Below are 20,925 nucleotides of genomic sequence, written 5' to 3'. Positions count from 1 at the left end.
CACCTTGCGTGCCCCGCCCCTCTCATGAAACCTGCCACCGCGCTGCTGCGGGCCCTTCGGCCGATGTCCGGCCGGCTGCTGGCCGGCCTGGCGCTGGCGTGCGGCGCCGTTGCCCTCGCCGGCCCAGGTGCCCGTGCGGCGCCGCCCTCCGGCGCCTCGGCGCCTGCCGCCACCGTCACGACCACGGCAACCGCGCCGGTCTACGTGATTCCGCTCAAGGGTGCGGTCAGCCCCGCCAGCGCCAGCTTTATCCTGCGCAGCATGGAACGCGCGCGCGCGGGCGGCGCCCAGCTGGTGGTGCTGGAAATGGACACCCCGGGCGGGCTGGACGCGTCCATGCGCGAGATCATCCAGGCCATCCTGGCCTCGCCGATACCGGTGGCCAGCTACGTCTATCCCGGCGGCGCGCGCGCGGCCAGTGCCGGCACCTACATCCTCTACGCCAGCCACATCGCGGCAATGGCGCCGGGCACCAACCTGGGCGCGGCCACCCCGGTGCAGGTCGGCATTGGCGGGCCGCAGAAGCCAGAGGCCCTGCCCGGCGCCAAGCCCGCCTCCACCCCCGCCAGCGAGCCAGCGCGGGCCGACGCGATGGAACGCAAGCAAATGCACGATGCTTCGGCCTATATCCGCGGCCTGGCCCAGCTGCGCGGACGCAATGCCGAGTGGGCCGAACGCGCGGTGCGCGAATCGGTCAGCCTGTCGGCCGACGAGGCCCTGGCCCAGCGCGTGGTCGACCTGGTCGCCCCCGACCTGCCCGCGCTGTTGCGCCAGGTTGAAGGCCGCTCGATCACCGCTGCCGGCGGCAAGGCCGGCGTGCTGCACACCGCCAATGCGCCGGTGGTGACGCTGGAACCCGACTGGCGCAACCGCTTCCTGGCCGTGATCACCGAGCCCAGCGTGGCGCTGCTGCTGCTGATGATCGGCATCTACGGCCTGATCTTCGAATTCTCCACGCCGGGCATGGTGGTGCCCGGCATTGCCGGCGCGATCTGCCTGCTGGTGGCGCTGTTCGCGCTGCACATGCTGCCCGTGAACTACGCCGGGCTGGCGCTGGTGGCGCTCGGCATCGGCTGCATGGTGGCGGAGCTGTTCCTGCCGACCTTCGGCGCGCTGGGCGTGGGCGGCATCATCGCCTTTGCCTTTGGCGCGGTGATGCTGATCGACACCGACGTGCCGGGCTTCGGCGTGCCGCTGCCGATGGTGGCGGCGATGTCAGCGCTGTCCGCGATTTTCGTGTTCGGCATGTCGGCGATGCTGGTGCGCTCGCGCAAGCGCCCGGTGGTCAGCGGTGCCGACACCCTGGTCGGCGCCCGCGGCGAAATGCTGGACGACCTGCGCGAGGAAGGCTGGGCCACGGTGCGCGGCGAGACCTGGCGCGTGCACAGCGCCAGCTCCTTGCCGCGCGGCACGCCGGTGGTCGTCACCGCGCGCAAGGGCCTGGTGCTCGAGGTGATCGCCGCCGGCAACGCCCCGCTTGTCCCGACAACTCCACCCCAACCGACGCCAGACAAGGGAGCCTGACCATGGCCTACGGATTCAGCTTCGGCGGTTTGATCTTCCTGCTGGCACTGCTGGTGATCACCTCGTTCCGCGTGCTGCGCGAATACGAACGCGGCGTGGTGTTCATGCTCGGACGCTTCTGGCGGGTCAAGGGCCCGGGCCTGGTGCTGCTGATCCCCGCCGTGCAGCAGATGGTCAGGGTGGACCTGCGCACGGTGGTGATGGACGTGCCGCCGCAGGATGTGATTTCGCGCGACAACGTCTCGGTGAAGGTCAATGCGGTGGTGTACTTCCGCGTGGTCGATCCGGAACGCGCCATCATCCAGGTGGCGAACTTCCTGGAAGCCACCAGCCAGCTGGCGCAGACCACGCTGCGCTCGGTGCTGGGCAAGCACGAGCTGGACGAGATGCTGGCCGAGCGCGAGAAGCTCAACCTCGACATCCAGCAGGCGCTGGACGCCCAGACCGACGCCTGGGGCATCAAGGTCTCGAACGTCGAGATCAAGCATGTCGACCTCAACGAAACCATGATCCGCGCGATTGCGCGGCAGGCCGAGGCCGAACGCGAGCGGCGCGCCAAGGTGATCCATGCCGAGGGCGAACTGCAGGCTTCGGAGAAACTGCTGGAAGCGGCCCAGATGCTGGCGCGCGAGCCGCAGGCCATGCAACTGCGCTACCTGCAGACGCTGACACAGATTGCAGGGGACAAGAGTTCCACCATCGTCTTCCCGCTGCCGATCGACATTCTCAACCGGCTCGCCGGCAAGCCGCCCGGCGACGAGCGCCCATAGAAAATGGCGCCGAAGCGCCATTAGCAGTTGCCGGGTCTGAGGGGGTTGCCCCCCCTCAGCCGCTCAGACCTTGGTCGCCACCCACTCGCCGACACCAGCCAGCGCCTGCGGCAGCTTGGCCGGCTCGGTGCCGCCAGCCTGGGCCATGTCGGGACGGCCACCACCCTTGCCGCCCACCTGCTGCGCGACAAAGTTGACCAGCTCGCCGGCCTTGACCTTGCCCGTGGCATCGGCGGTGACACCAGCGATCAGGCTGACCTTGCCGTCGGACACCGCACCCAGCACGATGGCCGCACTCTTCAGCTTGTCCTTGAGCTTGTCCATGGTCTCGCGCAGGGTCTTGACGTCGGCGCCGTCCAGTTGCGCGGCCAGCACCTTCAGGCCCTTGATGTCGACCGCCTGCGCGGCCAGCTCGTCGCCCTGCGAGGCGGCCAGCTTGCTCTTCAGGCGTTCCAGCTCCTTCTCCAGCGCGCGCACCTGGTCCTGCACCTGGCCGATGCGCGGCACCAGCTCCGACGGCTGGGCCTTCAGCACGGCGGCGGCTTCGTTCAGCCTGGCGTCCAGGCCCTGCAGGTAGTGCAGCGCGTTGTCGCCGGTAATGGCTTCCACGCGGCGGATGCCGGCGGCAACGCCGCCTTCCACCACGATCTTGAACAGGCCGATGTCGCCGGTGCGGTGCACGTGGGTGCCGCCGCACAGTTCCTTTGAGGTGCCGATCGACAGCACGCGCACGTCGTCGGCGTACTTCTCGCCGAACAGTGCCATCGCGCCGCTCTTGACCGCGTCGTCGAACGGCATGATCTCGGCATGCGTGTCGTCGTTGCGCAGGATCTCGGCATTGACGATCTCTTCCACGCGGCGGATCTGCTCGTCGGTCAGCGCCGCGTTGTGCGAGAAGTCGAAGCGGGTCTTGTCCGCATCCACCAGCGAGCCCTTCTGCTGCACGTGGCTGCCCAGCACTTCACGCAGGGCCTTGTGCATCAGGTGGGTGGCCGAGTGGTTGCGCACGGTGCGCGCACGGCGCTGCGCGTCGACCTGGGCCGACACGGCATCGCCCACCTTGAGTGCGCCGCCTTCCAGCGTGCCCTGGTGGCCGAACACGTCGGCCTGGATCTTGGTGGTGTCAGTCACGGCGAAGACGGCATTGCCTGCCTTCAGCACGCCCTGGTCGCCGGCCTGGCCGCCGGACTCGGCGTAGAACGGGGTGTTGTCGAGCACCACCACGCCGGTCTGGCCCGGCTGCATGGCGTTCACGGCGGCGCCGTCCACATACAGCGCGGTGACCCTGGCTTGCGGCAGTTCCAGCTTCTCGTAGCCGTGGAACACGGTCTTGTCGCCGGTGTACTCCAGGCCGGCGGCCATCTTGAACTTGCCGGCGGCGCGCGCCTGCTCGCGCTGGCGGTTCATGGCCGCGTCGAAGGCGGCCTCGTCCACGCCGATTTCCTGCTCGCGGCACACGTCCTGCGTCAGGTCCAGCGGGAAGCCGAAGGTGTCGTGCAGCTTGAACGCCAGTTCGCCGTCCAGCGTCTTGCCGCCCTTGAGCTTCAGGTCGGCCAGTGCGGCGTCAAGGATCGACATGCCGTTCTCGATGGTCTCGAAGAAGCGCTCTTCCTCGGCCTTCAGCACTTCGGTCACGCGCGACTGGGCTTCAGCCAGTTCGGGATAAGCCTGGCCCATCTGCTCGACCAGATCGGCCACCATCTTGTGGAAGAACGGGGTCTTCTGGCCCAGCTTGTAGCCATGGCGGATGGCGCGGCGGATGATCCGGCGCAGCACGTAGCCGCGGCCTTCGTTGCCGGGGATCACGCCGTCGACGATCAGAAACGAGCACGCGCGGATATGGTCGGCGATGACCTTGAGCGAGTTCTGGTTCAGGTTGTCGATATGGGTTTCACGCGCGGCGGCCTTGATCAGCGCCTGGAACAGGTCGATCTCATAGTTGCTGTGCACGTGCTGCAGCACCGCGGCAATGCGCTCCAGGCCCATGCCGGTGTCCACGCACGGCTTGGGCAGCGGCGTCATATTGCCCTGCTCGTCGCGGTTGAACTGCATGAACACCAGGTTCCACACCTCGATGTAGCGGTCGCCGTCTTCCTCGGGCGATCCCGGCGGGCCGCCCCACACGTCCGGGCCGTGGTCGTAGAAGATTTCCGAGCACGGGCCGCACGGGCCGGTGTCGGCCATCTGCCAGAAGTTGTCCGAGGCGTAGCGCGCGCCCTTGTTGTCGCCGATGCGCACGATACGCTCGGCCGGCACGCCCACTTCCTTGGCCCAGATGTCGTAGGCCTCGTCGTCTTCCGCGTAGACCGTCACCCACAGCTTCTCGGCCGGCAGCTGGTAGGTCTTGGTCAGCAGTTCCCACGCGTACAGGATGGCATCGCGCTTGAAGTAGTCGCCAAACGAGAAGTTGCCCAGCATCTCGAAGAACGTATGGTGGCGCGCGGTGTAGCCCACGTTCTCGAGGTCATTGTGCTTGCCGCCGGCGCGCACCGAGCGCTGCGCCGAGGTGGCGCGGGTGTACGGGCGCTTGTCGGTGCCCAGGAACACGTCCTTGAACTGCACCATGCCGGAGTTGGTGAACAGCAGCGTCGGGTCGTTCGCCGGCACCAGGCTGGACGAGCGGACCACGGTATGGCCCTTCGATTCGAAGAACTGCAGGAACTTGCTGCGAATGTCTGAGACTTTCATGGGATGGCGGACGCTTGCCCTGGCGTGGCCGGGCGCGACGAATCAGTATTGGATTTGCAAACCGTTGATTATACGGGCAAGGCAGCCTGCCGGGCACGTCAGGCATGGCGCCGGGGAGCCGGCCGGCTATCGCCCAAATCCCATCGCCACAAGCGCCTTATAAAGCACCCAAAGCCGCACCGGCGATTTGCCAGTGGTACATTGCAGGCAACCCGTGCTGGCCCCTGTTTGCAGGGGCGCGCCGACCCCTCGCCGTTGCGACCGATCCCCCGCCTTACCCACTGCATTGACTACCGCCATGGGAGCTTTAAGCCATCTCCGCGTCCTCGACCTGACCCGCGTCCTTGCCGGGCCGTGGTGCGCCCAGAACCTTGCCGATTTCGGCGCCGACGTGATCAAGATCGAGCGCCCCGGCGCCGGCGACGATACCCGCACCTGGGGCCCGCCCTGGCTCAGGGACGAGGACGGCCGCGACACCGCCGAAGCCGCCTACTACCTGGCCGCCAACCGCAACAAGCGCTCCGTGACCTGCGACATCAGCACGCCGGAAGGCCAGCAGATCGTGCGCGAGCTGGCGGCGCAGAGCGACGTGGTGCTGGAGAACTACAAGGTAGGCCAGCTCAGGAAGTACGGCCTGGACTATGAGTCGCTCAGGCAGGTCAAGCCCGACCTGATCTACTGCTCGGTCACCGGCTTCGGCCAGACCGGCCCGTACGCCGCGCGCCCGGGCTATGACTTCATCATCCAGGGCATGGGCGGCTTCATGAGCCTGACCGGCGAGCGCGACGACCTGCCCGGCGGCGGCCCGCAGAAGGCCGGCGTGGCCATTTCCGACCTGATGACCGGCCAGTACGCCACCATCGCCGTGCTGGCGGCGCTGGCGCACCGCGACCGCACCGGCGAGGGCCAGTACATCGACATGGCCCTGCTGGACGTGCAGGTGGCGATGCTGGCCAACATGAACACCAACTACCTGGCCAGCGGCCAGGCGCCGCGCCGCTGGGGCAATGCGCACCCCAATATCGTCCCCTACCAGACCTTCCAGGCCGCCGATGGCTGGATCATCGTGGCGGTGGGCAACGACGGGCAGTTCCGCAAGTTCGTCACCGACGGCGGCAAGCCCGAGCTGGCCGACGACCCGCGCTTTGCCACCAACCCGCAGCGCGTGGCCAACCGCGACGTGCTGGTGCCGATCCTGGCCGAGATGGTGCGCCCGCGCACCCGCGCCCAGTGGATCCGCGACCTGGAGGCCGCCGGCGTGCCGTGCGGCCCGATCAACACCCTCGACGACGTGTTCGAGGACGACCAGGTCAAGGCGCGCGGCCTGCGCGTGGACCTGCCCCACCCCAGCGCCGGCGAGGTCAGGCTGGTGGGCAGCCCGATCAAGATGAGCGCCACGCCGCCGCAGGCACTGCGCCACCCGCCGCTGCTGGGCGAGCACACCGACACGGTGCTGGCCGAGACGCTGGGCTACGGCCCTGAGCAGATCGAAGCGCTGCGTGCAAAGGGTGTGCTGTAAGATTCTCCTCCTGCCGGCGGGCGGCCCTGGTGCCCCGCCGGTGCCTTCCCGAAGCAGTTCAGTCCCCACTGAAGCAAAGGCAAAGGAGAATCCATGCTGACCGACGCCATACTGTCCTTCCTGCATTTCCTTGCGATCTTCGTCCTGATCACCCTGATGGCCGCCGAGGCCGTGGTGCTGCGCCCGGAAATCACGCCGGCCGCGGTGCGGCGCCTGTCGCTGTACGACCTGTTCTATTTCCTGTCGGCGATGGTGGTGCTGGGCACCGGCCTGCTGCGCCTGTTCTACGGCGCCAAGGGCGCCGACTTCTACCTGCACAACCCGTGGTTCCATGCCAAGGTGGGCGTGTTCGTGCTGATCGCGCTGTGCTCGCTGCCGCCGACCTTCGCCATCGCGCGCTGGCGCAAGCAGGCGCGCCGGCTGCCGGATTACGTGCCGCCGCCGTCCGAGTTGAAGGCCGCCCGCCGCTGGGTGATGATCGAAGCCCACCTGGTGATCCTGCTGCCGCTGTGCGCGGTCATGATGGCGCGGGGCATCGGCGCCAGATAAGAATCCCAATCCCCTGAAGTCCGAAACATGCTGAAGAAACTGCTTGCCGCCGCGCTGACCGCGGCCCTGCTGCCCGCCGCCGCCGTGGCGGCCACCAATGCCTACCCGACCAAGCCGGTCCGCTTCGTGGTGCCCTACCCCGCCGGCGGCCCGCTCGACACCGTCGCGCGCGCCATCGGCGAGAAGCTGCGCGACAGCCTGGGCCAGCCGGTGGTGGTCGAGAACAAGCCCGGCGCGGGCGGCAACCTGGGCGCGGACTACGTCGCCAAGCAGCCGGCCGACGGCTACACCATCGTCATGGGCGCGGTGGCCACGCACGCCATCAACCCGACGCTGTTCAGCAAGATGCCGTACGACCCGGTCAAGGACTTCGCGCCGATCACGCTGGTGGCCGACGTCCCCAACGTGCTGGTGATGCACCCGGGCAAGGCCGCCGACCTGCATATCAACAATGTGCGCGACCTGGTCGCGTACGCGCGCAAGAATCCGGGCAAGCTGGATTACGCCTCGGGCGGCAACGGCAGCGCCGGCCACCTGTCGGGCGAGCTGTTCAAGAGCATGGCGAAGGTCAGCATGGTCCATATCCCGTACAACGGCGCCGCACCGGCGCAGCTGTCGGTGCTGTCGGGCCAGACCGACCTGATCTTCGACAACCTGGCTTCGGCCTCGGCCAATATCAAGGCGGGCAAGCTGAAGGCCTTTGCGGTCACCACCGCCAGCCGCGCCGCGGCCTTCCCGGAACTGCCGACCATCGCGGAAGCCGGCAAGGGGCTGGGCCTGGAAGGCTTCGACATCTCGACGTGGTTCGGCGTGTTCGCGCCGGCCAACACCCCGCGCGAGATCGTCGAGCGGCTTAACCATGAGATCGTGGCAATCCTGAAGACCGACGAGATGAAGGCACGCCTGGCCCGCATCGGCGCACAGCCGGCACCGACCACGCCCGAGCAGTTCGCGGCGCTGATCCAGCGCGAGCTGAAGAAATACGCGCAGATCGTGAAGGTATCCGGGGCGAAGGTGGATTGAAAACAAGGCGGCCATGGCCGCCTTTTTTGTCATTACTCCGCCTCGGCACCCTCCCCGCTCCGCTCTGCCCCGTCCTTGCGCCGGCGCGGCCATAGCCGCCCGCCCGAATCCCCGTCCAGCCGCGGCAGCAGCAACCCCACCTGCAGGATCTGCGCGCCTTCCATGCGCGTCACCGTCAGCGGCAGGCCGGCGATCGCGACACTGTCGCCTTCCACCGGCGGCGAGGTGAAGGCCCGCTGCATCGCCGCTTCCAGCGTCAGCGGCTCCTCTTCCGGGGTCAGCGCGCGCGTGCCGTACAGCGCCGCGACGTCGCGCAGCAGCGCATCACCCGACATCAGGAAATCATGCGAGGCCTGCTCCCAGGTAGGCGCGCGGCCCGGTGCCTGGAACAGCGCCGACAGCATCGGCAGGGTCGTCACCGGCGCCAGCACCGAGACGCTGTCGCCGGCGCGCAGCACGGTCTGATCCAGCGCCGCCAGCGCATCGTCGCGCGCCACCGTCAGCAGCCGGCAGCGCGGCGGCAGCTCCAGCTGGTCGGCGCGCACGTTCTCCACGGGCGCATTGGGCCCCACCTCGAACTGCATCACCTCCAGGATCGGCGCGCGCGTGCCGCGCAGGCGCGAACGCGCCAGCGGCTCGGGGTAGCCGGGGCGCCGCACGCGCGCCAGGCGCGCCGCCACCGACACCGTGGTGCCCTGGAACAGCAGGCTGGCCAGCACCACGGCAAAGGCGATGCGGAACAGCAGCCCCGATTGCGGCACCTCGCGCAGCAGCGGAAACAGCGCCAGTACGATCGGCACCGCGCCGCGCAGGCCCATCCAGGCGATAAAGCCGGTCTCGCGCGCATTGAAGCGGAACGGCAGCAGCGCCAGCCACACCGCCACCGGCCGCGCCACCAGCATCAGGAAGGCCGCCACCGCCACCGCCGGACCGGCCACCTCCCAGATCCGGTGCGGCGACACCAGCAGGCCCAGCAGCAGGAACATGGCCGACTGCGCCAGCCAGGCCATGCCGTCCATGGCGCGCATGGTGTCCGACGTCACCGCGCGCTCGCGGTTGCCGATCAGCATGCCGGTCAGGTACACCGCCAGGAAACCGCTGCCGCCGGCGCTCTGCACCAGCGCGAACACCATCGCGCCGCCCGAGCACAGCAGGATCGCCTGCAGCCCTTCGGCCACGCGGATGCGCTCCAGCACGCGGGCCAGGCAATAGCCGAGCGCCAGGCCGAGCAGCCCGCCCACGCCGAACTGCACCAGCAGCCGCGTGACCAGGCCCAGTGGCGTCAGGCCGTCAGGCGCGGTCAGCCATTCGATCAGCGTCAGGGTCAGGAAGATCGCCATCGGGTCGTTGATGCCGGACTCGATCTCGAGCACGCTCGCCACCCGCTCCTTCAGCCGGATGCCGCTGCTATTGAGCATCGAGAACACCGCGGCCGCGTCGGTCGAGCCGACGATGGCACCAAGCAGCAGCCCGAGCCGCCAGTCGATGCCCAGCAGCCACGCGGCGAACACGCCGACCAGCGCTGCCGTCACCAGCACCCCCACGGTCGCCAGCGACAGCGAAGGCTTCAGCGCCACCCGGAAGGTGGCAAAGCGCGTGCGCAGCCCGCCATCGAGCAGGATCACCGCCAGCGCCAGGTTGCCGACCAGGAAGCTGAGCCAGGTATCGGAGAAACGGATGCCGCCCGGCCCGTCCACGCCGGCCAGCATGCCCACGGCCAGGAAGACCAGCAGGAACGGCACGCCCAGGCGTGCCGAGAAAGCCCCCAGCACGATGCCCAGCGACATCACGACGGCGCCGATCAGAATGATGTGGTCAATGCTCTCCAAACCGCTCCTCGCGTTGCGTAGTGGTTCCTTGCGGAACCTTTCAAACCTTTCAGCGGCGGGTAGCGCCGCACGGCGCACGACCGCCCCGGATGATAGCGCAGCGACTGGCGCCACGGCCCGCCAACCCGCTCCCAGCTTGGCTTGGCGGCACTTTTAAACGCTCTTTCACTAGGGGATACCCTCAGCATGACCCTGTTTGCAGACATCTGAAAGGTAGCTGAAAGGTCGCCCCCTTAACTTCCACCCTGCCCGTAGGAGAGCTCCCGCAAACTGCCGCATTGATGCATCGCAACAAAGGCAGAGGAAGGGAGCCCTCCTGAGATTTCAAGCAGTCTTATCGAGGAGATTCACTTTGCGCATACGTAGCCAAAAGGACTTCGCCTCCGGCCTGATGTTCATCCTGGTCGGATTCGGCTTTTCCTGGGTCGCGCGCGGTTATTCCATGGGAACCGCCGCAAAAATGGGACCGGGATACTTCCCGTTCTGGCTCGGCATCGTGCTCGCCCTGCTGGGCGTGCTGGTGCTGTGGGGCTCGTTGTCTTCCAAGTCGGAAGAAGACAACCTGGCCCGCTGGGACATCAAGACGCTCTTGTGGATCCTCGGTTCGGTGGTGCTGTTCGGCCTGCTGCTCAAGCCGCTGGGCATGGTGCTGTCGGTGCTGGTGCTGGTGCTGGTGTCGTCGATGGCCAGCCATGAATTCAGCTGGAAGGGTGCCATCCTCAACGCCATCATCCTGGTGCTGATCAGCCTGGGCGCGTTCGTGTACGGCATCAACCTGCAGATGCCGGTGTGGCCGGCTTTCCTGGCAAGCTAAGGAGGCCGCCAACATGGAACTACTCGCCAACCTGGGTCTGGGCTTCTCCACCGCCCTGACCTTCCAGAACCTCGCGTACGCCTTCCTGGGCTGCGTGCTGGGAACCCTGATCGGCGTGCTGCCGGGCCTGGGGCCGCTGGCCACCATCGCCATGCTGCTGCCGGTGACCTACACGCTGCCCCCGGTGGCCGCGCTGATCATGCTGGCCGGTATCTACTACGGCGCCCAGTACGGCGGTTCGACCACCGCCATCCTGGTGAACCTGCCTGGTGAATCATCCTCGGTGGTGACAACCATCGACGGCTACCAGATGGCAAGGCGAGGACGAGCGGGGGTGGCGCTGGCCACAGCCGGGCTGGGCTCGTTCTTCGCCGGCTGCGTCGCCACCATGATCCTGGCCGCCTTTGCCGCGCCGCTGTCGGAACTGGCGTTCAAGTTCGGCCCCGCCGAATACTTCTCGCTGATGGTGCTGGGCCTGATCGGCGCCGTGGTGCTGGCTTCGGGTTCGCTGGTCAAGGCCATCGCCATGATCGTGCTGGGCCTGCTGCTGGGCCTGGTCGGCACCGACGTGAACTCGGGCGCCGCGCGCTTCTCGTTCGACGTGCCGGAACTGACCGATGGCCTGAACTTCGTCTCGGTGGCAATGGGTATCTTCGGCTTTGCTGAAATCATCGCCAACCTGGAGCAGAAGGAACACCGCGAAACCTTTACCGACCACATCACCAACCTGTTCCCGACCAAGGAAGACTTCAAGCGCATGATCCCGGCGGTGTTGCGTGGCACGCTGCTGGGCTCGGCACTGGGCATCCTGCCGGGCGGCGGTGCATCGCTGGCTTCGTTTGCTGCCTACTCGCTGGAGAAGAAGACTTCCAGGTATCCGCAGGAATTCGGCAAGGGTGCGATCGAAGGCGTGGCGGGTCCGGAATCGGCCAACAATGCGGCTTCGCAGACCTCCTTCATCCCGCTGCTGACGCTGGGCATTCCGCCCAACGCGGTGATGGCGCTGATGGTGGGTGCGATGACCATCCACAACATCCAGCCCGGCCCGCAGGTGATGACCAGCAACCCGGCGCTGTTCTGGGGCCTGATCGCCTCGATGTGGATCGGCAACCTGATGCTGATCGTGCTGAACCTGCCGCTGATCGGCATCTGGGTGAAGCTGCTGAAGGTGCCTTACCGCTACCTGTACCCGGCCATCCTGACGTTCTGCTGCATCGGCGTGTACTCGGTCCAGAACACCACCTTCGACGTGTTCCAGACCGCGGCCTTCGGCGTGGTGGGCTACCTGTTCATCAAGCTCAAGTGCGAACCCGCGCCGCTGCTGCTCGGCTTCGTGCTGGGGCCGATGATGGAAGAGAACTTCCGCCGCTCGCTGCTGCTGTCGCGTGGTGACTTCAGCGTGTTCGTGACGCGCCCGCTGTCACTGGGCCTGCTGATCGCCGCTGCCGTGCTGGTGCTGATCGTGGCGATGCCGTCGATCAAGGCCAAGCGCGAGGAAGCGTTCCAGGAAGAATAAGCAGGGAATATCGCCGGCCCCGGGGCCGGCGGCACAACACACTAAGGGCACCGCAAGGTGCCCTTTTTTTTTGCGCTTGCCGGCTACGTTCTGGCTCCGCCCCACCGCCGCCCGACCCCCGACGACCTATATTGGTAGGACTCGGACAACGGTCGCGCTGCGCGCATCGGAGGTTGAAATCATGACCATGTCTACCACGCTGGCGAGATGCCTGAGCAAGAAGCAAAGCCAGTTCGACACCGTCCGGCACCCCTACAGCCTCAGCAGCATGGCCACTGCGCAGGCCGCACACATTCCCGGAGACCGACTGGCCAAGACCGTCCTGCTGGAAGACAGCAGCGGCTACGTCGCTGCCGTGATTCCTTCGACTCACCACCTGAAACTGTCGGAGATCTGCGAGCAGACCGGCCGCAAGCTGTCGCTGGCGCATGAGGATGGCGTGCGCGAAGTGTTCCGCGACTGCGACCACGGCGCGCTCCCGCCGGTCGGCATGGCGTACGGCACGCAGACCTGGCTCGACGACAGCCTGCTGACGCATCCCGACGTCTACTTCGAGGCGGGCGACCACCAGGAACTGGTGCACATGAGCACCGGGCAGTTCCTCGACCTGATGGCCGATGCGCGGCGCGGGCATTTTGCGCACAGGATCATGTAGGCGGGGGCATGCCCTGGCAGGCCACGCGGCCGGCGCTTGCCGGCCGCTTGTCATTGTGTCGGCGACGCGTCCACTGCGCCGCTCACACCCGGGTTGAGAAAGCCCCGTCAGGGAGGACGGCCCTGACGGGGCCACGCGACCGTTCAGGCAACGTCGAACCGGTCGAGGTTCATCACCTTGGCCCAGGCGGCGACGAAGTCACGGACAAACTTCTCCTGTCCGTCCTCGCTTGCGTAGACCTCGCAAAGGGCCCGGAGCTGGGAATTCGAACCAAACACCAGGTCGACGCGGGTGCCGGTCCACTTCTTCGCACCGGTCTTGGCGTCACGCCCCTCGAACACGTCCCGGGCCTCCGAGAGCGGCTTCCATTCCGTACGCATGTCGAGCAGGTTGCGGAAGAAATCGTTGCTCAGCGTTTCCGGACGGTCGGTGAAGACGCCGTGCGCATCCTGCCCGGTATGCACGTTCAGGACGCGCAGTCCGCCAATGAGCACCGTCATCTCGGGAGCAGTCAGGGTCAGCAATTGCGCCTTGTCGATCAGCAGGTCCTCCGCCCGGATGTTGTACTTCCCCTTCAGGAAGTTGCGGAAGCCATCTGCAATCGGCTCGAGCGCCCCGACGGATTGCACGTCGGTCTGTTCCTGCGAGGCGTCCATGCGGCCCGGCGTAAACGGCACGGTCACCCGATGGCCGGCCTTCTGCGCCGCCTGCTCGATCCCCGCGCCACCGGCCAGCACGATCAGGTCGGCAAGCGAGATCTTCTTGCCGCCGGACTGTGCGCCGTTGAACTCGGCCTGGATCCCTTCGAGCACCTTCAGCACCTTCGCCAGTTGCTCGGGCTCATTGGCTGCCCAGTCCTTCTGCGGGGCCAGGCGGATACGCGCGCCATTGGCGCCGCCGCGCTTGTCCGAGCCGCGGAAGGTGGATGCCGAGGCCCAGGCGGTCTGCACCAGTTGCGAGACCGGCAGCCCTGACGCCAGGATCTTCTGCTTGAGCGCGGCGACGTCCTGCTCGTTGACCAGCGGATGATCGACCGCCGGGATCGGATCCTGCCAGAGCAGCTCTTCGGCCGGCACTTCCGGTCCGAGGTAGCGGGCGCGTGGGCCCATGTCACGGTGGATCAGCTTGAACCAGGCGCGGGCAAAGGCATCGGCGAGCTGGTCAGGATGCTCCAGGAAGCGCCGCGAGATCTTCTCGTAGGCCGGGTCGAAACGCAGCGACAGATCCGTGGTCAGCATCGTCGGCCGCAGCTTCTTCGCAGGATCGTAAGCGTGCGGGATGGTTTCCGCGGCATCCTTGGCAACCCACTGGTTGGCACCGGCGGGGCTCTTGGTCAGCTCCCATTCGTGGCCAAACAGGTTCTCCAGATAGCTATTGCCCCACTTCGTCGGCGTATTGCTCCAGGTCACCTCCAGGCCGCTGGTGATGGTGTCGGCGCCCTTGCCGGTGCCAAAGGTGCTCGCCCATCCCAGGCCCTGGCGTTCGAGATCGGCGCCCTCGGGCTCGGGCCCGATGTTGTCCGCGGGACCGGCACCGTGGGTCTTGCCGAAGGCATGCCCGCCGGCGATCAGCGCGACGGTCTCCTCGTCGTCCATGGCCATGCGCCCGAACGATTCGCGGATGTCGTGGGCCGCGGCAAGCGGGTCCGGATTGCCGTCGGGGCCTTCCGGGTTCACGTAGATCAGGCCCATCTGCACGGCGGCCAGCGGGTTCTCCAGGTTGCGTCCGGAGTCGGTGCGGCTGGTCTCGGTGCCATGCAACGCCTCGTCGGCCACGACCACGCCTTCATCCTTGCCGGCAGCACCCTTGCCATAACGCAGGTCACCGCCCAGCCAGGTCTTTTCCTTGCCCCAGGAAACATCCGCATCCGGTTCCCAGGTGTCTTCCCGGCCACCGCCGAAGCCGAACGTCTTGAAGCCCATGGTCTCGAGCGCGACGTTGCCGGCCAGGATCATCAGGTCGGCCCAGGAGATCTTCTGGCCGTACTTCTGCTTGATCGGCCATAGCAGTCGGCGCGCCTTGTCCAGGCTGGCGTTGTCCGGCCAGCTGTTGAGCGGTGCGAAACGCTGCTGGCCGCGCCCTGCACCACCGCGGCCATCGCCAATGCGGTATGTGCCCGCGCTGTGCCAGGCCATGCGGATAAACAGCGGGCCGTAGTGGCCGAAGTCCGCCGGCCACCAGTCCTGCGAGTCAGTCATCAGCGCGGCCAGGTCCTTCTTCACTGCTGCGAAGTCGAGACTCTTGAAGGCCTTGGCATAGTTGAAGTCGCCGCCCAACGGGTTGGACTTGCTGGAATGCTGGCTCAGCAGGTCCAGACGCAGTTGATTCGGCCACCAGTCACGATTCGTCGTGCCGCCGCCGGCGGCATGGCTGAACGGACACTTTGTTTCGTTAGACATACGTTTCTCCATGTAGGGACGTACTGAACACGCCTGCAGCGATGGCGTCAAAGGTCGGGCAATCAGCGGACGCGCGAGGGCGTGCGCCAACGCAGGAGTCGTGGCGCCCATGGCGAGTCGGGCCGCGTCAGCGCCCGTCCGCAACCGAAATATATGCAATAGGGATCTTCAGGAGAACGTGTTTCTGACTATCCGCGCGATAGGACTTGGTTATGGCACGGCGACAGCTAGGCGCCGAACAGCTCGCTGCAGGCGGCCCGTACTGCCGCGGTCACCTTCCCGCGCCCGTGGTCGCGCCGTTCCAGCATGCCGATGTGACGCATCACCGGCTCGCCGTTGACCAGCAGCGGCAGGATGCGCAGCGCCTCGTCGTCGCGCCAGCGCGCGCGGCGCAGCAGCGGCACCACGGTCACGCCGACCTCCTGCCGCACCAGTTCCACCAGCGCCTCGATCGCGTTCAGCTCGAGGAATTCGTTGACCTTCAGGTGCGCGCGGCGCAGCGCGCGCTCGACCAGCACGCCGGTGCGCTGGCTGCGGTCGAAGCGCAGGTAGGGATTGGTGGCGAGCGCCTCGCGTGCGTCGCGGCCCGGGCTGCCGCGTGCCGCGATCGCCACCAGCGGCTCCTGGTACAGCGGCGTCCAGCGCAGCGTGCCGGGCACGCGTGCGGCGCCCTCGACCAGGATGGCGGCATCCAGCTCGCCGGCCTCGACCTGCGCCGCCAGCTCGATCGACTTGGCGCCGACCAGGCGCACGTCGAGCGCAGGATAAGTGCGCTTCATATGCGCCACCGCATGTGACAGCCCGCCCATCACCGACACCACCGCACCCACCGCCACCGCACCCGCCATGGCTTCGTCCGAGGCCAGCGGCAGGCGCATCTCTTCATACAGCGCCAGCATGCGCCGCGCCTGCGGCAGCAGCGCGCGGCCGTCGGCATTGAGCACGGCCACGCGGCCGTTGCGGTCGAACAGCTCGCGGCGCAATTCGGTCTCCAGCGCGCGCATCTGCAGGCTGACGGCGGCCTGGGTCAGCGCCACCTGGCCGGCAGCGGCGGCAAAGGAGCCGTGCTCGGCCACGGCAACGAAGGTACGGAGGAAGCGGACAGTGCTCATCGGTGCACACAAGGGAAGAGTCAGGCAAATGCCGGCAAGGGCTGATCCTCAAGATTTCCTTGTGACATTGGAAAGAAATATTAGCTTTCTTTGTGACCGGCAGCACGGAATAATGAAGGCCGGCTCATGAATCGGGGCCAATCGCCTGACACCGGAGACAAGAATGAAATCCTGGCTGCGCCGCTTCGGCATCGGCCTTGGCTGCGGGCTTTGCCTGGCCGCCACGCCCGCACTGGCCGATACCTATCCCAGCAAGCCGATCCGCCTGATCGTGCCCTTCCCGGCCAGCGGCGCGACCGACCTGCTGGCACGCGCCATCGCGCAGAAGGTGGGCGCCAACCTGGGCCAGCAGATCGTGGTCGACAACCGCCCCGGCGCCGGCGGCGCGATCGGCTCGGACATGGCCGCCAAGGCCGCTCCCGATGGCTATACGCTGCTGATCGCCACCACCAGCACGCACTCGATCGGGCCGTATATCAACACCCGCCTGCCATACAACACCGAGACCGACTTCACCCCGGTCAGCCAGGTGGCGATCGCCACCAACCTGCTGGTGGTGCCGAACAGCCTGCCGGCGAAAAACGTGCGCGAGCTGATCGACTACGCCAAGAAGCATCCCGGCGAGCTGAACTACGCCTCCAGCGGCAACGGCACCGTGGTGCACCTGACCGCCGAGGCCTTCAAGGCGCAGGCGGGCGTGTTCATCACCCACATCCCCTACCGCGGCACCGCGCTGGCCGTGCCGGACCTGATCTCGGGCAAGGTGCAGGTGCTGTTCGACAGCATCGTGTCGGGCCTGCCGCATGTGAAGGACGGCAAGCTCAAGGCACTGGCGGTGACCAGCGCCAAGCGCTCGCCGCTGGCACCGGAAATCCCCACCGCGAGTGAGTCGGGCCTGCCCGGCTTCGAGTCCGACACCTGGTTCGGCATCTATGGCCCCAAGGGCCTGCCGGCGGATATCGTCAACCGCCTGAATGCCGAGTTCAACAAGGCCATCCAGTCGCCCGAGGTCAAGGAACGCCTGGGCAAGCTGGGCGCCGAGCCGGTCGGCGGCACGCCGGCACAGTTCGCCGCGATGGTGAAGAAGGACAGCGCGCGCTGGGGCAAGCTGATCAAGGATCGCAAGATCACGGCAGAATAAGGGCCGCAGAATTTGCGCTACGGGCGCACCGAGCACAAGGACACAGACAAGCATGCAGAACTTCAACTGGACCAACCCCTACCCCTCCGTGCGCATCCCGCTGTTTGCGCGCAACGTGGTTTCCACCTCGCACCCGCTGGCTGCGCAAGCCGGACTGCGCATGCTGCTCAAGGGCGGCAATGCGGTCGATGCCGCCATCGCCGCGGCCGCCGCGATCACCATCGTCGAGCCGGTGTCGTGCGGCCTGGGCAGCGATGCCTTTGCCATCCTGTGGGACGGCAAGGAACTGCACGGCCTGAACTCGTCGGGCGTGGCCCCGGCGGCGTGGAGCCCGGAATACTTCAAGAACAAGTACGGCACCGATGCCAACGGCCTGGCCAACCGCCCGATCCGCGGCTGGGACTCGGTCACCGTGCCCGGCGTGGTCGCCGGCTGGGCCGCGCTGCATGAGCGCTTCGGCAAGCTGCCGTTCGCCGACCTGATGGAGCCGGCGATCGAGATCGCCGAGCGCGGCTATGCCGTGCCGCCGGTGGTGGCACACAAGTGGGCCGCCGCGGTGCCTGAACTGAAGGACCAGCCCGGCTATGCCGAGACCTTCATGCCCAATGGCCGCGCACCCGCGGTGGGCGAGAAGTTCACCATGAAGGCTGCCGCCGAAACCCTGCGCAAGATCGGCGCGACCCGTGGCCGCGCTTACTATGAAGGCGAGATCGCCGAGCAGATTGCCGCCTTCAGCCAGCAGTGCGGCGGCGCCATGACGCTCGATGACCTGCGCAACTACCGCCCCGACTGGGTCAAGCCGATCAGCAAGTCCTACCGCGGCTACGAGCTGCACGAGATCCCGCCCAACGGCCAGGGCATCGCCGCGCTGATCGCGCTGGGCATCCTGGACCAGTTCGACATGGCTTCGATCCCGGTGGACTCGGTCGATTCTCAGCACCTGCAGATCGAGGCAATGAAGCTGGCCTTTGCCGACCTCTACCGCTACGTGGCCGACCCGCGCAGCATGGAAGTCACGCCCGAGCAGATGCTTGACGATGGCTACCTGAAGTCGCGCGCGAAGCTGATCGACATGCAGCGCGCCACGCATTTCGACTTCGGCATGCCCAAGGTGGGCGGCACCATCTACCTGACCGCCGCCGACGAGAACGGCATGATGATCTCGTTCATCCAGTCCAACTACATGGGCTTCGGCTCGGGCGTGGTGGTGCCGGGCACCGGCATCAGCCTGCAGAACCGCGGCGTGGGCTTCTCGATGGACCCGAAGTCGGCCAACGTGGTCGCGGGCGGCAAGCGTCCGTTCCACACCATCATCCCGGCCTTCCTGACCAGGGACGGCCAGCCGGTGATGAGCTTCGGCGTGATGGGCGGCGACATGCAGCCCCAGGGCCACCTGCAGACCGTGGTGCGCATGCTGGATTACAAGCAGCAGCCGCAGGCCGCCTGCTGCGCGCCGCGCTGGAAGGTCAACCGCGACTTCACGCTGGATGTGGAAAGCACCATGGACCCGGCCACGGTCGCGGGCCTGAAGGCGCGCGGCCACCAGCTCAAGTCGGTGGACGATCCGTACATGGACTTCGGCTCGGGCCAGTTCATCTGGCGCCTGTCGGAGGACGCCGAGCACGGCTATGTCGCGGCCAGCGACAGCCGGCGCGATGGCCAGGCAGTGGGGTTCTGAGCCGGCTGACTCAGTGCCTTCGCCAGCGATACGCCCGGGTCCACCCGGGCGTTTTTCATGGCACGGCACAACTGTCCGCAACTGGCCCGCCGGCGATCGGCCCAACTGTGCATGGCGTGTCCGCCCCCGCTCCGTACACTGGTGATCAACCAGCCTCCGGAGCCCCCCGCGCCATGACCACCTACGCCTTCCGCCTGCTCAACGTCTTTGCCGAAGCCACCTTCGGTGGCAATCCGCTATGCGTGTTCGAGGATGCGCGCGGTATGGACGAGGCCACCATGCAGGCACTGGCGCTGCAGTTCAACCTGTCGGAAACCACCTTTATCCTGCCGTCGGAACGTGCCAGCGCGCGGGTGCGCATCTTCACGCCGGGCTATGAAATGCGCTTCGCCGGCCATCCGACGCTGGGCACCGCGCACGCTGTGCGCGACCTGGCCGGAACCGGCGACGCGCTGACGCTGGAGTTCGCGGCGGGCGTGGTGCCGGTGACCGCGCAGGGCGATGTCTGGACCTTCACCGCCCCCCACAGCGGCAAGCCGAAGACCGCGCCGGCGGGCCTGTCCGATGCCGACATCGCCAGCCTGCTCGGCCTGCGGGAACACGACCTGCTGGTGTCGCCGATGTGGGTCGACACCGGCGCCGACCAGCTGCTGGTGGCAGTGCGCGGCACCGATGCCGTGCGCCGCGCCAACCCCGACAGCGCGCGCCTGCAGATCTGGCCGCAGAGCAGCCTGGGCCGCAAGACCGTCTACGTCTTTGCTTTCGACCCGGAGCAGCCCGGCCGCGTGCTGTCGCGCTACTTCTTCACCAAGCAAGGCGGCGGCGTGGCCGAGGACCCGGGCACGGGTTCGGCCTGCGCCAACCTCGGCGGCTGGCTGCTGGCCACCGGCCACGCGCTGCCGGCCGAGTATGCGATCGACCAGGGCGAGGCCGTTGGCCGCCCCTGCCGGCTGCGCCTGAAGGCCGATGCCGAAGGCGCCATCCGCGTGGGCGGCCGCGTGCTGGAGATCGGCCGGGGTACCGTGACCGTGTAACGGCATCTGCGCTACATTGACGGTTTCGCCTCCCGCCGACCCACGCCCCGCCTGCCATGACCTCGCACGCCATCACCACGCTGGCCGAACTGGAAGCGCTCTACGCGCAACCGGCGGCCCCGTCGCTGTCCAAGGAAGTCGACTACCTGCACCCGCACTACCGCGCCTTTATCGAGGCGGCGCCCTTCTGCCTGCTGTCGACGGTGGGCGAGGACCGGGCTGAATGCTCGCCGCGCGGCGATGCGCCGGGCTTTGTGCAGGTGCTGGACGAACACACGCTGCTGCTGCCCGACCGGCGCGGCAACAACCGCATCGACAGCCTGCGCAATATCGTTGCCGATCCGCGCGTGGGGCTGCTGTTCGTGATCCCCGGCATCAACGAGACCATCCGCGTCAACGGCACCGCGCAGATCAGCGTCGACCCGGCGCTGGTCGCGCGCTGCTTGGCCGACGGCAAGGCCCCGACCACGGTGCTGGTGGTCACGGTGCAGTCAGTGTTCTTCCAGTGCGCCCGCGCGCTGATCCGCTCGCGGCTGTGGGCAGCGGATGCGCAGGTGGCGCGCCAGTCGCTGCCCAGCAACGGCGAGATCCTGGCCACGCTGAGCGACAACGCCATCGACGGCGCCGCCTACGACCGTGACCTGCCCGAGCGGCAGCGCACCACGCTCTACTAA

Annotated in this window: 16 protein-coding genes; 12 read left to right on the top strand and 4 right to left on the bottom strand. The window is 67.4% G+C overall.

All coding sequences use genetic code 11. From position 1 onward, the window contains the following. The first annotated feature begins 24 nt into the window (after nt 1-24). Together AC3WQZ_RS05860 and AC3WQZ_RS05855 are read left to right on the top strand one after the other, a co-directional pair. A complete protein-coding gene (locus AC3WQZ_RS05860) occupies nt 25-1,524 on the top strand; it encodes an NfeD family protein (protein WP_492296512.1) in 1,500 nt (499 codons plus the stop codon). Nucleotides 1,525-1,526: 2 nt separating this feature from the next. Next, nucleotides 1,527-2,294: a slipin family protein gene (locus AC3WQZ_RS05855; RefSeq protein ID WP_010813677.1), complete on the top strand. Its 768-nt coding sequence runs from the start codon at nt 1,527-1,529 to the stop codon at nt 2,292-2,294. 63 nt (nt 2,295-2,357) lie between these two features. Here AC3WQZ_RS05855 and alaS read toward each other — a convergent pair whose 3' ends face one another. Beyond that, nucleotides 2,358-4,982, bottom strand: coding sequence for an alanine--tRNA ligase (gene alaS, locus AC3WQZ_RS05850; protein WP_010813678.1), 2,625 nt, complete (start codon nt 4,980-4,982; stop codon nt 2,358-2,360). A 298-nt stretch (nt 4,983-5,280) separates the two neighbouring features. Here alaS and AC3WQZ_RS05845 point away from each other — a divergent pair, with 298 nt between their 5' ends. The 3 genes from AC3WQZ_RS05845 (at nt 5,281) to AC3WQZ_RS05835 (ending at nt 8,073) form a co-directional block, all read left to right on the top strand. Continuing rightward, nucleotides 5,281-6,501 (top strand): CaiB/BaiF CoA transferase family protein, encoded by a 1,221-nt coding sequence (locus AC3WQZ_RS05845; RefSeq protein WP_010813679.1) that lies wholly within the window; start codon nt 5,281-5,283, stop codon nt 6,499-6,501. A 93-nt stretch (nt 6,502-6,594) separates the two neighbouring features. Next, nucleotides 6,595-7,050 (top strand): DUF2214 family protein, encoded by a 456-nt coding sequence (locus tag AC3WQZ_RS05840; RefSeq protein ID WP_011615824.1) that lies wholly within the window; start codon nt 6,595-6,597, stop codon nt 7,048-7,050. Nucleotides 7,051-7,077: 27 nt separating this feature from the next. Continuing rightward, a complete protein-coding gene (locus tag AC3WQZ_RS05835) occupies nt 7,078-8,073 on the top strand; it encodes a Bug family tripartite tricarboxylate transporter substrate binding protein (protein ID WP_010813681.1) in 996 nt (331 codons plus the stop codon). A gap of 32 nt (nt 8,074-8,105) precedes the next feature. Here AC3WQZ_RS05835 and AC3WQZ_RS05830 read toward each other — a convergent pair whose 3' ends face one another. Beyond that, the gene (locus AC3WQZ_RS05830) at nt 8,106-9,902 is read right to left on the bottom strand and encodes a potassium/proton antiporter (protein ID WP_492300157.1); all 1,797 of its coding nucleotides are present in this window, start codon (nt 9,900-9,902) and stop codon (nt 8,106-8,108) included. 352 nt (nt 9,903-10,254) lie between these two features. Between AC3WQZ_RS05830 and AC3WQZ_RS05825 the strand changes: the two genes are divergently transcribed. The 3 genes from AC3WQZ_RS05825 to AC3WQZ_RS05815 all read left to right on the top strand — a co-directional run bounded on the left by AC3WQZ_RS05825 (nt 10,255) and on the right by AC3WQZ_RS05815 (nt 12,887). After that, nucleotides 10,255-10,716 carry a tripartite tricarboxylate transporter TctB family protein gene (locus AC3WQZ_RS05825; protein WP_010813683.1) on the top strand — a complete coding sequence of 154 codons (462 nt, stop codon included), beginning with the start codon at nt 10,255-10,257 and terminating at the stop codon, nt 10,714-10,716. A 13-nt stretch (nt 10,717-10,729) separates the two neighbouring features. Then, on the top strand, nt 10,730-12,232 hold the full coding sequence (locus AC3WQZ_RS05820) for a tripartite tricarboxylate transporter permease (protein ID WP_010813684.1): 1,503 nt from the start codon (nt 10,730-10,732) through the stop codon (nt 12,230-12,232). A gap of 181 nt (nt 12,233-12,413) precedes the next feature. After that, the gene (locus AC3WQZ_RS05815) at nt 12,414-12,887 is read left to right on the top strand and encodes an aminoacyl-tRNA deacylase (protein WP_010813685.1); all 474 of its coding nucleotides are present in this window, start codon (nt 12,414-12,416) and stop codon (nt 12,885-12,887) included. 143 nt (nt 12,888-13,030) lie between these two features. Here the strand turns inward: AC3WQZ_RS05815 and katG are convergent, their stop codons facing one another. Together katG and AC3WQZ_RS05805 are read right to left on the bottom strand one after the other, a co-directional pair. Further along, nucleotides 13,031-15,286, bottom strand: a complete 2,256-nt coding sequence (gene katG / locus AC3WQZ_RS05810) for a catalase/peroxidase HPI (RefSeq protein ID WP_011615827.1) — start codon at nt 15,284-15,286, stop codon at nt 13,031-13,033. A 227-nt stretch (nt 15,287-15,513) separates the two neighbouring features. Continuing rightward, complete coding sequence (locus AC3WQZ_RS05805) at nt 15,514-16,398, bottom strand: LysR substrate-binding domain-containing protein (protein WP_010813687.1); 885 nt, start codon at nt 16,396-16,398, stop codon at nt 15,514-15,516. 163 nt (nt 16,399-16,561) lie between these two features. On the opposite strand from AC3WQZ_RS05805, the gene AC3WQZ_RS05800 reads away from it, so the two are divergent. The 4 genes from AC3WQZ_RS05800 (at nt 16,562) to AC3WQZ_RS05785 (ending at nt 20,925) form a co-directional block, all read left to right on the top strand. Then, nucleotides 16,562-17,539, top strand: coding sequence for a Bug family tripartite tricarboxylate transporter substrate binding protein (locus tag AC3WQZ_RS05800; RefSeq protein WP_010813688.1), 978 nt, complete (start codon nt 16,562-16,564; stop codon nt 17,537-17,539). Between the two features lie 52 nt (nt 17,540-17,591). Then, entirely contained in the window at nt 17,592-19,217 is a 1,626-nt protein-coding gene (gene ggt, locus AC3WQZ_RS05795) for a gamma-glutamyltransferase (RefSeq protein WP_010813689.1), read from the top strand. A gap of 173 nt (nt 19,218-19,390) precedes the next feature. Next, on the top strand, nt 19,391-20,251 hold the full coding sequence (locus AC3WQZ_RS05790) for a PhzF family phenazine biosynthesis protein (RefSeq protein ID WP_010813690.1): 861 nt from the start codon (nt 19,391-19,393) through the stop codon (nt 20,249-20,251). Between the two features lie 56 nt (nt 20,252-20,307). Beyond that, complete coding sequence (locus AC3WQZ_RS05785) at nt 20,308-20,925, top strand: pyridoxamine 5'-phosphate oxidase family protein (RefSeq protein WP_010813691.1); 618 nt, start codon at nt 20,308-20,310, stop codon at nt 20,923-20,925.

The sequence above is a fragment of the Cupriavidus sp. FW305-26 genome, from assembly GCF_058787975.1.
This window is presented reverse-complemented; position numbering and strand designations above follow the sequence as displayed.